Raw genomic sequence first — 12,780 nt, 5'->3', positions numbered from 1 at the left:
GCTGCCGCGTGCGGTTCGCAGCGTTGCAACTTGTTGCGTCTTGCGGAAAATCGTCGCGCCGGGTGTGGCGGATCATCGCTCCGTGGCGCCGAGCGAGGGTGGCGCGCGGCGTTTGAGGAGGTTGGCGACCTCTGTATCGCGCTGCCAGCGCCCGGCGATATGCCGCCGGAGTCCCGCGGAGCCCCAGACTTCGCTGCGCGCTTCGGCTTTGCGGAGAAGGCGGATCAGCGTCGCGCGATCGCCGGTCGCCGAAGCCGCGAATGCGGGCCACACCAACGTCCGCCGGTCGCCTGATGTCACCTCTGTCTCTGCATGGGCGACGATCCGGTCCGATACCGCCTGCGAACCCGCGGGCAGTGCGGCGCGCAGATCGGCGGCATATGCCGTCAGCGCCGTTTCTTTGCGCAGGCGCGCCATCGCCTCCACCTCGGCGACAAAGCCCTCCACGTCGCCGCTCGCCAGCGCGATGACCGACAAATAATCGGCGATCGTCGCAAGATTGGCGTCGGATCGACGCAGTTCGAGCAGCGCGGCTTTGGCCGCTGCCGCATCGCCCGTCGACCATCGCGCCCAGGCGAGGTCGGCCGCGATCGAGGGGGATGCGGGTTCGACCAGTTGGGCCTCGGTAAAGCGCTGCAATCCTTCCTTGAAATCGCCATTGTCGATCAGCGCGTTGGCGAACCAGAACAGCGTTTGCGCCGATTTGCCGTCGACCGCGAGCGACTGGCGAAAGGATCGCGACGCCGCGTTTCGATCGCCGTGCCACCAATAATCGAGGAAACCGCGTGCGCGCAGGGCCCCGCCGTGGCTTGGGTTGATCTTCAGCGCTGTATCGACCGCGGCTTGCGCACGCCCGAACGCCTCGACATCGCGGAGCGATCCGAATTCGCGCGCAAGAAGATAGCAGTCGGCCAGCGCCGAATAGGCTGGAGCGAATTGGGGCTCCATGGCAACGACGCGTTCCAGCTTGGCGATCGCATCGGTCAGGGCGGCGGGGGTGCGCCGCGCCCAGGCGGCGCGCGCTTCGACATAGAGCGCGGCCGCCTGATCGTTCTGCGGCATCGGGATCGAAGTCGTGGAAGGCGGTTCGGGCCAGGCATAAACGGCGAGGCCGATTCCCGCTGCCGCGACCAGCACGGCCAACGACACCGCCCGCCAGGAGGATGACGGGTGGGTGGTGGCCTTGGTAGCTGCGATTGGAGGGGCAACGCCCGCGTCGCTGATATCGTCGCCGTCCGGCCGGGCCAACCATGCGTCCAGCTCTTCGGTCAGCGCATAGACACTGCCGCGCGCCGATCCCGGAATACGGTGGACGGGCATTCCGCGTTCGGTGGACCAGCGGATGACCGTCGTGCGTTCACGCCCGAAATATGCCGCGATCGATTTCCAGCCGTCCAGTCGCAAGGTTCCCGAAATGCCCCCTGTTGTCCCCGCCCCGAAACTGCCCGCTCGATGCGGGCAGATCAAGCTATTTGGCTGGAATATGGGCATTTGCGCCGCGAAGCGGGCGGCGCGATCGCGCCTGTCAGGACGAGCGGCCCGCCTTCATCGCCTCGGCATAGCCCGCTTGCACCATCGCGCTCATGCGGTCGAACAGCGCGTCGGGATCGCTGCGGCGCAGCGCTGCAATCGCGGCCTCGGTGCCTTCGGCGACGACAAGCTCGCGCTGTCCGGCATCGACCGCGGCGAGGATTTGCGCCGCCGCATTGTCCGGCGGCAGGCCGTTGTCGATCGCGGCGTCGCTTGTCCCCCGAACACTGCCGTCGGCGTTCAGCGCGTTGCGGCTGACATTGGTGCGCACCGAACCGGGGGCGACGACCAGAACCTTGAGGCCCAGATGTTCATTTTCGGCCCGCACCGCGTCGTGATAGCCAATGAGGCCATGTTTCGCGGCCGAATAGGCGCTGCGCAGCGGCACGCCCGCGATACCCGCGATGCTGGAGATCGCGACGATCCGACCGCCGCCTGCTTCGATCATGCGCGGCAAAAGCTGTTGGGTGAGGGCGATCGGTGCGAGCAGGTCGACATCGACGATCTGCTGATAGACCGAAAAGTCGGTTTGGGCCGCCAGGCTGCGCTGCGAGATGCCGGCATTGTTGACCAGCCCGTCGACCCGCCCCCGCCAGTCCCACGCCTGCCGGGCGATCGCGGGCAGCGCCGCATAGTCGGTCGCCTCGAAGGGCAGGATCAGCGTCTCGGCCGCGCATTCGTCGGCGACGGCTTCAAGCGCCGCGACGTTGCGGCCCGACAAAATCAGCTGCGCCCCGCGCGCCGCGAGGCCGCGTGCCAGCGCGGCGCCGATGCCCGAGGACGCGCCCGTGACCCACCAGATTTGATCTTTCATATCCGCTCCTTATCTTGGTTTCGGTTGCAGCCTGAAACGGACGCAATGGGCCGTCAAGGCGCCGCAATGGCGCTTTTCCGTGCAGGGGTGGCAATTTTGTTGCGAATCTGTTATAATTAATAACAACACGCCGACATTCTGCCTCTTCCCGCTGCCGGGCTGGGGCGTGTCCGGCGTTTCCGATGGAGCCACATCCCTTGTCACTTTGACCGGCGAGCGCCGCCCAACCAGCCCCAGTCCCCCTCCATTCGAGGGCCGGATATAATGCTGTTGACGCCCGCCCTACCCGACAAGGCCAATGAAAGGAACTTGAATGTCCGCAAGCACGCTCGTCTTCGAAGTCGGTGACTATGTCGTTTATCCGAAACATGGCGTGGGGCGCGTCATCGAATTGCAGAAATCCGAAATCGCCGGAATGCAGCTCGAACTTTATGTCCTGCGCTTCGAAAAGGAAAAAATGACCCTTCGCGTCCCGACCAACAAGGCCGAGGGCGTAGGGATGCGCAAGCTGTCGTCGGACAAGACGCTGAAGGAAGCGCTTCAGGTACTGACCACCAAGCCGAAGGTGAAGCGTACCATGTGGTCGCGCCGTGCGCAGGAATATGAAGCGAAGATCAATTCGGGCGACCTGGTGTCGATCGCCGAAGTGACCCGCGATCTGTTCCGCGCCGACGACCAGCCCGAGCAAAGCTATTCGGAGCGTCAGATTTTCGAAGCGGCGTCGAGCCGCCTCGCGCGCGAACTGGCCGCGATGGAGGAAAGCGACGAAAAGACGGCGCAGGCGAAAATCCTGCAGATTCTGAACGAGCACGCGCCGCTCTATTACACCGAAAAGGCTTGATCGCGTCCACTGCGATGAAGGAAAGGGCGGCCTGGCAGGGCCGCCCTTTTTCGTTCAGCGATACACCGCACCCACGAAATAGAGCCCGTCGGGCGGGGCATTCAACCCCAGCGCCTGCCGGTCCGCCGCGTCGAGCGCCGCCTTCAAATCGCGCGCCGACCACTTTCCATGGCCGACGAGCGTGAGCGATCCGACCATCGAGCGGACCTGATGGTGGAGGAAGCTGCGCGCGGCGGCCTCGACAATCACTTCTTCGCCGTGGCGATTGACGGTCAGTTTGTCGAGCGTCTTGACCGGGCTTTGCGACTGGCAATGCGCCGAACGGAAGGTCGTGAAATCATGGAGGCCGATCAGCTGCTGCGCCGCGGCGTGCATCGCATCGACGTCGAGCGGCCGCGCGACCTGCCACGCCAGTCCCTTGTCCCACGTCAGCGGCGCGCGGCGGTTGACGATGCGATATTCATACGATCGCCCGGTGCAGGCGAAGCGCGCGTGCCAGTCGTCGGGAACGATTTCGCACCCGATGATCGCGATCGGCGCGGGGCGGAGCTGCGCGTTCAACGCCTCGGTCAGCTTGAACGGGGTCAGGGGCTTTTCGATGTCGACATGCGCGCGCATCGCGATGGCATGAACACCGGCATCGGTGCGCCCGGCGCTGAGCACCTGTACCTCTTCGGCGGTGAAGCGGTGGATCGCTTCCTCGATCGCCTGCTGAACGCTGGGGCCGTGCGCCTGTCGTTGCCAGCCCATATAGGGGCGGCCGTCATACTCGATCGTGAGGGCGAAGCGCGTCACGGGCGGACGCCGCCCCGACGGAGGGGAGCTGTGGTCATGCCAGCCGCGTCCCCGCTGCAATCGCCCGTCCGCGGAGCAGTTCGGCGGCATCCATCGCGGGCTTGCCCTGGCGCTGGATGCGCGTCGCGCGGATCGCGCCGGGGTTGCAGGCGATGACCAGCGCGTCGTCGAGCGTGACGCCGGGCGCGGCGCCCGCGACGGCCTCCGACGGATGGACGATCTCCGCCGCCAATATCTTGTAGCGTTCGCCCTCCAGCTCGAAAAAGGCGCCGGGCGCGGGGTTGAAGGCGCGCACCTGCCGCTCGACCTGCACCGCGCTCGTCAGGAAATCCAGCCGCGCCTCGCTCTTGTCGATCTTGGTCGCATAAGTCGCCCCCTCGTCGGGTTGCGGCATGGGCGGAAAGGCGTGGAGGTCGCTGAGCACCCGCCGCATCATCAGTGCGCCCATCTCGGCAAGTTCGTCGGTCAGAACCCCCGCGCTCTTGCGCCCGGTCGGGGTCGTTTCGACGAGCCGCATCGCGCCGGTGTCGAGCCCCGCGTCCATCTGCATGATCGTCACCCCCGTTTCGGTATCCCCCGCCAGGATCGCGCGCTGCACCGGCGCGGCGCCGCGCCAGCGCGGCAGGACCGATCCATGCACGTTGAGGCAGCCCTCGCGCGGGCTATCGAGGATCGCTTGCGGCAGGATCAGGCCATAGGCCGCGACCACCGCGACATCGAGGTCGAGCGCCGCAAAGGCGGCCTGTGCCTCCTCGCCCTTCAGGCTCCTTGGCGTTCGGACAGGCAGCCCATGCTCTTCGGCCCAGGCCTGCACCGGGCTCTTCTGCAATTTCTTGCCGCGCTGTGCGGGCCGGGGCGGTTGGGTATAGACGGCGGCCACGTCATGCCCCGCCGCGTGGAGCGCGGCGAGCGTCGGAACCGCAAAGGGCGGCGTTCCCATGAAGGCGATGCGCATGGGCTGCGCCTTTGGCGGACGACGGGCCGATGTGCAAGATCGATGCTCGCCATCTTCGTCATGCCGGACTTGATCCGGCATCCAATCCGGCGCCGATGTGAGATGGACGCCGGATCAAGTCCGGGGTGACGAAGAGGACATAGGGAAGGGATATTGCGCGCCTGCTTGCGCGCCACTACCACCCCGTCATGGCCTCCACCGAAATCGAAGCGCTCGTCCAGCAACTGGCCCGGCTCCCTGGCCTTGGTCCGCGGTCGGCGCGGCGCGCGGTGCTGCATCTGATGAAAAAGCGCGAGAGCGCCTTTGCGCCGCTGCTCGCGGCGCTGCAGACGGTGGCCGAGCGGCTCGTCACCTGCGGCATTTGCGGCAATGTCGACACGCAGGACCCGTGCGCGATCTGCGCCGATCCGCGCCGCGACGCGCGCAGCCTGTGCGTCGTCGAGGAGGTGTCGGACCTCTGGGCGCTCGACAAGTCGCGGCTGTTCCCCGGCAAATATCATGTGCTCGGCGGGCGCCTCTCGGCGCTGGAGGGTGTGCGGCCGCAGGATTTGAGCATCGACGCCCTCGCCCAGCGCGTCGCCGCGGGCGGGATCGACGAGATCGTGCTCGCGATGAACGCGACCTTGGAGGGGCAGACGACCGCCCATTATCTCGCCGAGCGGCTGGAGGGCTATCCGGTGCGGCTGACGCAGCTCGCGCACGGCCTGCCCGTGGGCGGCGAGCTCGATTATCTCGATGAGGGGACGTTGGCGCAGGCGCTCAGGGCGCGGCGGCCGGTTGGTTAATGGGAAAAAGTGATGAAAAGACTTTTTGCGACCGCAACATTGATTGCTTGTTCAGCCTGTTCTTCGACGACGGATTTTCAGCCGAGCGATGCGGAAATCGCAAAGCTCGAACGCAAGCTTGCCACCAATCATTGCGTCGGAAATCTCGATAACTGGCAGCGAGCTTATGTGCGCAAGGAGTCGTTGGAGAGTGAAGCCGACCAGTTCGACAGCAGAATGATTGAATTCACGTTGCAAAGAGCAGACGGGAAGGTGACGGTTGCGGGTAGAAAGCATCTAAACCACTATGTGGATTGGGCAATTGCGGGCGGATGCCGTGAACCAGACTGTCTGTTCGGTGGCTATGTCATCCCAACCGATGAATTAATCCTCGAATGTGACGCGCCACCAGCCCCTTGACCCCGCGCCCCCTCGACCATACCTCGCACCCATGGCCATCCTACCGATCATCGAGACGCCGGACCCGCGGCTGCGCGTCATTTCCAAGCCCGTCGAGACGTTCGACGCCGAGCTGAAGCAGCTTGTCGACGATATGTTCGAGACGATGTACGACGCGCCGGGCATCGGGCTGGCCGCGATCCAGGTCGCGGTGCCGAAGCGCATCCTCGTGATCGACCTGCAGGAAAACGACCCCGAGGACCCCGAGGGGAAGAAGGTGATCCGCGATCCGCGCGTGTTCATCAACCCCGTCTTCTCCGACTTTTCGGAGGAGCACAGCGTCTATCAGGAAGGCTGCCTGTCGGTTCCCGAACAATATGCCGATGTGACGCGCCCCGCCGAAGTCACGGTCGATTGGCAGGATGTCGAGGGCAAGCACCACAAGGAACGCATGACCGGCCTGATGGCGACGTGCATCCAGCATGAGCATGACCATCTGGAGGGCATCCTCTTCATCGACCATCTGTCGCGGCTGAAGCGCGAAATGGTGCTGAAGAAGCTCGCGAAGCTACGCAAGGCGGCTTGATTCTCTCTCCTCTTGCGGGAGAAGACAGCGGGGCTTGCGCGGGCATCGGAGGGCCAAGCGGCTAGAAGTCTACGTCCTCATAATATTTGGGCGGGGTCACGATCTCCATCCGTTCGGCGAGCAAGGGACGGAAGCTCGGCCGCGATTTGAGGCCCGAATACCATCCCTTCGTCTGCTCGTGCCCCGTCCAGTCGATGCCGCCGAGATAGTCGGCGACCGAAATATGCGCCGCAGCGGCGAGATCGGCGAGGCTCATCGTCGCGCCTGCGAGCCAGGTGCGATGGTCGATCAGATAATCGATATAGTCGAGATGGTTGTTCGCGGCCTTCATCGCCTCGCGCAGCGCGCCGCTGTCGGGCGGCTGGCGGTGGACGATGCGCTTCTGCATCCGTTCGAAGAGCAGAGGGCCGGTCACTTCATAATAGAAATCCTGGTCGAACCAGGCGGTCAGGCGGCGGATTTCGGCGCGGTTGGCCGCCGTGCCGTTGATCATCGCCTTGCCCTCGACCGTTTCCTCGAAATATTCGGTGATCGCCATGCTGTCGATCAGAACCTGCCCGCGCGCCTGGTCGACCATAACCGGCGTACGGCCCGCGGGATTGAGGTCGACAAATTCGTCGCGGCGTTCCCACGGCGATTCGCGTACCAATTCATAACCGACGCCCTTTTCACCGAGCAGCAGACGGACCTTGCGCGAAAAGGGACAGAGCGGGAATTGATAGAGTTGCCACATGCTCCCGGCATAGCGGCAGCGGGGCGTGGCGCGCAACGGCTATGCTAACAACCCACCGTCATCCCGGCGCAGGCCGGGATCTCGCCGGTGCGTCACGAGGCAAGGTCGAGATCCCGGCCTGCGCCGGGATGACCGAAGGAGGGTTTACCGTCGCGCGGCGTCGCGCTCATATTCCCACTGGGCGGCAAGATCGCGCGCCATATCCCTCAAGACAGGGGCATAAGCTGCAAGCGCCGACGCGGCATGGCCCGCCATCCGCGTCGTCGCGCGGACATCGTCGCCCATGCGCTCGGCATAATAGGGATCGCGACCAGCCACTTCGCCAAGCGTCGCGTCGTGCGGAATATAGGCGGCGCCCGATTCGGGGTCGATGTCGGCCACCGCTTTCGCGAGCGGGCCGACCGGCATCTGCATCAACGCGCCGACGATCGCTGTGATCGTTTCGGCCATCCGTTCCTGCTTCACCGGATCGTTGAGCGTCGCAACGGCGCCCTGCATCTCGGTGGCGCTCGCGGGCAGCGGCGCCGCAAGAGCGAGCAGGGGGAGGGTGATAAGGGCGAGGCGGGTCATGGCTCGATCCTTTCGGGGGACGAGGGGGTCAGCGAAGCGATGTCCATAGGGGAAGGACGCTTTCGCTGGGGTGAACGTGGCCGACGCTTGCGACAAACCGCAACAGGGGCGCGACAGATGATCCTCCCTGCGGCGACGCCGTGGGGAGCGGGACCATGCGAAACATGGTGGAGGGGCTGCGACCTCGCGCTAGTGGCTCCTCCGTCATCGCGGCGCGCTACCGCCTCCCCATCGCTCCGCGACAGGGAGGTTTCCTCTATTCGGCCGCGACGACCTCTGCCATTTCCTCGTTCAGCGAGTGCGTCAGGCGGCTCAGCATTTCCTTCGGACAGACCTGCCAGAATCGGCCACGCCAACGGTCCCAATCGGCCAGAACCTCCGCCGACCATTTGCTGCCCGTCGCCCTGGCATGGTCTTCGACCAGTCGCTTGAGCACGCTTTCCCAATGGCTGCTTGCGAGCCGCTGCCAGACGATCGATTCGCCGTTGGCGCGGCGCTCGAACTGCTCGTCGGTGTCGAGCACAAAGGCCATCCCCCCCGTCATCCCCGCGCCGAAATTCGATCCGACGGGGCCGAGGATGACCGCGGTGCCGCCGGTCATATATTCGCAGCCGTTCGCGCCGCAGCCCTCGACGACGACATTCGCGCCCGAGTTGCGCACCGCGAAACGCTCGCCCGCCTGGCCCGCCGCAAGGAGCGTGCCCGCGGTCGCGCCATAAAGGACGGTGTTGCCGACGATGCTGTTATGTTGGCTGACCAGCGGGCTGGAGACGGTCGGGCGCACGATGATGCGGCCGCCCGACAGCCCCTTGCCGACATAGTCGTTCGCGTCGCCGAACACTTCGAGCGTGATGCCCTGGCACAGAAAGGCGCCGAGCGACTGGCCCGCGGTCCCGCGCAGGCGGACCTGAACATGGTCGTCGGCGAGTCCCTTCATCCCGAAACGCGCCGTCACCTCGGCCGACAGGCGCGTGCCGACGGCGCGGTGCGTGTTGCGGACATTATAGGTCAGCTGCATCCGTTCGCCGCGTTCGAACAAGGGCTTCGCGTCGTTCAGGATCTGCGCGTCGAGGCTGTCGGGCACCGGATTGCGGAAATGCGGTCCCTGCGATCGGCGCTGCTCGTCGGGCGCATCGACCTTGGCAAGAATCGGATTGAGGTCGAGGTCGTCGAGATGCTCGGCGCCGCGGCTGACCTGGCGCAACAGCTCGGTGCGGCCGATGATCTCGTCGAGGCTGCGGCAGCCTAGCTTGGCGAGGATTTCGCGCACTTCTTCGGCGATGAAGGTCATCAGGTTGATGACCTTTTCGGGCGATCCCGTGAACTTCTGCCGCAATTTCTCGTCCTGCGTGCACACGCCGACCGGGCAGGTATTGCTGTGGCACTGGCGCACCATGATGCAGCCCATCGCGACGAGGCTGAGCGTCCCGATACCGAACTCCTCGGCGCCGAGGATCGCGGCGATCACGATGTCGCGTCCGGTCTTGAGCCCACCGTCGGTGCGCAGGCGAATGCGGTGGCGCAGGCCATTCAGGGTCAGCACCTGATTGACTTCGCTCAGCCCCATTTCCCAAGGGGTTCCGGCATATTTGACGCTCGTTTGGGGCGAGGCGCCGGTGCCGCCGGTGTTGCCCGCGACGAGGATGACGTCGGCATGGGCTTTTGCAACCCCCGCGGCAACGGTGCCGATGCCCGCCGAGCTGACGAGCTTGACGCACACGCGCGCCTTCGGGTTGATCTGCTTCAGGTCGTAGATGAGCTGCGCCAGATCCTCGATCGAATAAATGTCGTGGTGTGGCGGCGGGCTGATCAGCGTGACCCCCGGCGTCGCATGGCGCAGCCGCGCGATGAACTCGGTGACTTTGAAGCCCGGAAGCTGGCCGCCTTCGCCCGGCTTGGCGCCCTGCGCGACCTTGATCTCGATTTCGTCGCAGGCGCCGAGATATTCGGCGGTGACGCCGAAGCGACCGCTCGCGATCTGCTTGATATTGCTGTTGGCGTTATCGCCATTGGCATAGGGCTTGTAGCGCTCGCTCGCTTCGCCGCCTTCACCCGATACCGCCTTGGCGCCGATGCGGTTCATCGCGATCGCCAGCGTCTCATGCGCCTCCGGCGACAGCGCGCCGAGCGACATGCCGGGTGTAACAAAGCGTTTGCGGATTTCGGTGATCGCCTCGACGCTGTCGAGCGGCACGCCCTGCGCGGGATAGTTAAATTCCATCAGGTCGCGCAGATAGATGGGCGGCAGGTCGGCGACGCCGCGCGAAAACTGCAGATAGGTCGAATAGCTGTCGGTCGCGACTGCGGTTTGAAGGAGGTGCATGAGCTGCGCCGAATAGGCGTGCGCCTCGCCCCCCGCGCGCTGGCGATAGAAGCCGCCGATGGGCAGGGTGGTGACGCGCGCGTCGAAAGCGGCCTCATGCTTCTCCGTCGCGTTGATGAACAGCGACTGATAGCCTTCGCCCGAAATCTTCGCCGGCATACCGGGGAAGAGGTCGTTGACGAGTGCGCGCGACAGACCGACCGCTTCGAAATTATAGCCGCCGCGATAGGAGGAGATCACCGCGATCCCCATCTTCGCGAGGATTTTGAGCAGCCCGTCGTCGATCGCCTTGCGGAAACGCTGGCGGCAATCGTCGAGCGTCAGTTCGTTGCCGAACAGGCCGCGCGCGTGGCGGTCGGCGATCGTCGCTTCGGCCAGATAGGCGTGAACGGTGGTCGCACCGACGCCGATGAGCACGGCAAAGGCGTGGGTGTCGAGCACCTCGGCTGACCGCACGTTGATCGAGGCATAGCTGCGCAGTCCCTTGCGCACGAGGTGCGTATGGACCGCCGCGGCCGCGAGCACCATCGCCATGCCGACGTGGCCCTCGCCGATATTCTGGTCGGAAAGGAACAGTTCGCTGCGCCCCGCGCGCACCGCATCTTCGGCCTCGCGTCGCACCCGCGCGATCGCGTCGCGCAGCGTCGAGGCGTCGCCACCGACGGGGAAAGTACAGTCGATGTCGGCGACCGCGTCGCCGAAATAGGCGCGCAGGCGATCCCAGTCGTCGCCGACGAGCACCGGCGAATCGATCACGAGGACGTGGTCGCTCTGACCCTTTTCGTCGAGGATGTTGGCGAGGTTCGCAAAGCGCGTTTTCAGGCTCATCACGTGCCGCTCGCGCAAACTGTCGATCGGCGGGTTAGTGACCTGGCTGAAATTCTGACGGAAAAATTGTGCGACGTGGCGCGGCTTGTCGGAGATAACCGCGAGCGGCGTGTCGTCGCCCATCGACCCGACGGCCTCTTTCGCATCCTCGACCATCGGCGCGAGGATCAGCTCCATGTCCTCCATGGTCAGGCCCGCGGCCACCTGTCGGCGCAGAAGTTCGGTGCGGTCCCACGCTGCGAGGCTCGCCCGGCCGCCTTTCGGCAGGTCGGCCATCGTGCGGAATCCCTTGACGCGCGAGGCATAGTCGGCGGCGCCCGCAATCCGGTCCTTGATCGCGCGATCTTCGTAGAGCGTGCCTTCGTCGAGGTCGACCGCGATCATCTGGCCGGGACCAAGGCGCCCCTTTTTGCGGACGCTCGCCTCGGGCAGCAGCACCATACCGCTTTCGGAGCCTACCACGAGAAGATTGTCGGCGGTCAGCGTGTAACGCAGGGGACGGAGCGCGTTGCGGTCCATGCCCGCGACCGCCCAGCGGCCATCGGTCATCGCAAGCGCGGCGGGGCCGTCCCACGGCTCCATCACGCTGGCGAGATAGGAGTACATCGCCTTGTGCGCTTCGGGCACGTCGGGGTCGCTCGCCCAGGCTTCGGGCACGAGGATCAGCTTGGCGGTCGGCGCATCGCGGCCCGCGCGGCACAGGGTCTCGAACACCGCATCGAGCGCGGCAGTGTCCGATGCGCCGGCGGGGATCACCGGCTTGATGTCTTCCGAATGCTCGCCAAAGGCGAGGCTCGCCATCTTGATCTCGTGGCTCTTCATCCAGTTCTTGTTGCCGCGAATCGTATTGATCTCGCCATTATGGGCGAGGGTGCGGAACGGCTGCGCCAGCCACCATTGGGGAAAGGTATTGGTCGAATAGCGCTGGTGAAAGATCGCGACGCGGCTTTCAAAGAGCTTGTTAGCGAGGTCGGGATAGAAGTCCGCAAGGCTTTCGGCGAGGAACAGCCCCTTGTAGATGATCGAGCGTGCCGACAGGCTGCAGATATAGAAATCGGCCACCTGCGCCGCGATCACCTTTTTCTCGATACGGCGGCGGACGAGATAGAGCTGCTTTTCAAATTCGTCGATCGACTGCTCTTCGGGCAGCGGTCCCGCGATCATGATCTGTTCGATTTCGGGGCGCGTCCGCTGCGCCTTGTCGCCGATCACCGACACGTCGACGGGAACCTGCCGCCAGCCGTAGATGGTGAAGCCCGCGTCGATGATCTCGGCCTCGACGATCGTGCGGCATTCCTCCTGCGCATTGAGGTCAGTGCGCGGCAGGAAGATCATCCCGACGGCAAGGCGATTGGGGAGCACCTTGTGCCCCGACGCCGCAATGGCATCGTCGAAAAAGCGTTCGGGCAGGTCGACGTGGATACCCGCGCCATCCCCGGTCATGCCATCGGCATCGACCGCGCCGCGGTGCCACACGGCACGCAAGGCTTCGATCGCCGCCTCGACGACGCGGCGCGAGGGCTTGCCGTCGGTCGCCGCAACCATGCCGACGCCGCAGGCATCGGATTCCATGTCCGGGCGATACATGCCCTGTTCGGCAAGCCGCGCATGATCGGGGGTGGGGTAGTGGGTCATCATCTTT

General features: G+C 65.2%; 11 protein-coding genes. 4 read left to right on the top strand and 7 right to left on the bottom strand.

Features of this window, described 5'->3' with window-relative positions; translation table 11 throughout:
• Positions 1-72 precede the first annotated feature (72 nt).
• Together RIA72_RS11310 and RIA72_RS11305 are read right to left on the bottom strand one after the other, a co-directional pair.
• Positions 73-1,467, bottom strand: coding sequence for a tetratricopeptide repeat protein (locus RIA72_RS11310; RefSeq protein ID WP_350032161.1), 1,395 nt, complete (start codon positions 1,465-1,467; stop codon positions 73-75).
• Between the two features lie 58 nt (positions 1,468-1,525).
• Complete coding sequence (locus tag RIA72_RS11305; protein ID WP_350032160.1) at positions 1,526-2,344, bottom strand: SDR family NAD(P)-dependent oxidoreductase; 819 nt, start codon at positions 2,342-2,344, stop codon at positions 1,526-1,528.
• A 313-nt stretch (positions 2,345-2,657) separates the two neighbouring features.
• Here RIA72_RS11305 and RIA72_RS11300 point away from each other — a divergent pair, with 313 nt between their 5' ends.
• Positions 2,658-3,185 (top strand): CarD family transcriptional regulator, encoded by a 528-nt coding sequence (locus RIA72_RS11300; protein ID WP_350032159.1) that lies wholly within the window; start codon positions 2,658-2,660, stop codon positions 3,183-3,185.
• A 54-nt stretch (positions 3,186-3,239) separates the two neighbouring features.
• Here RIA72_RS11300 and truA read toward each other — a convergent pair whose 3' ends face one another.
• Both truA and fmt read right to left on the bottom strand, forming a co-directional pair.
• Positions 3,240-3,980 (bottom strand): tRNA pseudouridine(38-40) synthase TruA, encoded by a 741-nt coding sequence (gene truA / locus RIA72_RS11295; protein WP_350032158.1) that lies wholly within the window; start codon positions 3,978-3,980, stop codon positions 3,240-3,242.
• Positions 3,981-4,014: 34 nt separating this feature from the next.
• Positions 4,015-4,935, bottom strand: a complete 921-nt coding sequence (gene fmt / locus RIA72_RS11290) for a methionyl-tRNA formyltransferase (protein ID WP_350032157.1) — start codon at positions 4,933-4,935, stop codon at positions 4,015-4,017.
• A 188-nt stretch (positions 4,936-5,123) separates the two neighbouring features.
• Here fmt and recR point away from each other — a divergent pair, with 188 nt between their 5' ends.
• From recR to def, 3 genes are read left to right on the top strand one after another with little or no spacing between them, the layout of a single operon-like run.
• Positions 5,124-5,720, top strand: coding sequence for a recombination mediator RecR (gene recR, locus RIA72_RS11285; RefSeq protein WP_350032156.1), 597 nt, complete (start codon positions 5,124-5,126; stop codon positions 5,718-5,720).
• A 12-nt stretch (positions 5,721-5,732) separates the two neighbouring features.
• Positions 5,733-6,119, top strand: coding sequence for a hypothetical protein (locus RIA72_RS11280; protein WP_350032155.1), 387 nt, complete (start codon positions 5,733-5,735; stop codon positions 6,117-6,119).
• Between the two features lie 31 nt (positions 6,120-6,150).
• Positions 6,151-6,684: a peptide deformylase gene (gene def, locus RIA72_RS11275; RefSeq protein ID WP_350032154.1), complete on the top strand. Its 534-nt coding sequence runs from the start codon at positions 6,151-6,153 to the stop codon at positions 6,682-6,684.
• A 61-nt stretch (positions 6,685-6,745) separates the two neighbouring features.
• On the opposite strand, the gene RIA72_RS11270 is transcribed toward def, so the two are convergent.
• The 3 genes from RIA72_RS11270 to gltB form a co-directional block, all read right to left on the bottom strand.
• Complete coding sequence (locus RIA72_RS11270) at positions 6,746-7,417, bottom strand: glutathione S-transferase family protein (RefSeq protein WP_350032813.1); 672 nt, start codon at positions 7,415-7,417, stop codon at positions 6,746-6,748.
• A gap of 144 nt (positions 7,418-7,561) precedes the next feature.
• Positions 7,562-7,987 carry a hypothetical protein gene (locus tag RIA72_RS11265; protein WP_350032153.1) on the bottom strand — a complete coding sequence of 142 codons (426 nt, stop codon included), beginning with the start codon at positions 7,985-7,987 and terminating at the stop codon, positions 7,562-7,564.
• Between the two features lie 256 nt (positions 7,988-8,243).
• The gene (gene gltB / locus RIA72_RS11260; protein WP_350032152.1) at positions 8,244-12,776 is read right to left on the bottom strand and encodes a glutamate synthase large subunit; all 4,533 of its coding nucleotides are present in this window, start codon (positions 12,774-12,776) and stop codon (positions 8,244-8,246) included.
• Positions 12,777-12,780: the final 4 nt, after the last annotated feature.

This window comes from Sphingopyxis sp. (genome assembly GCF_040216815.1).
Taxonomy (GTDB): Bacteria; Pseudomonadota; Alphaproteobacteria; order Sphingomonadales; family Sphingomonadaceae; genus Sphingopyxis.
The sequence above is the reverse complement of the archived record's forward strand: the minus strand, read 5'-3'. Positions and strand labels throughout refer to the sequence as shown.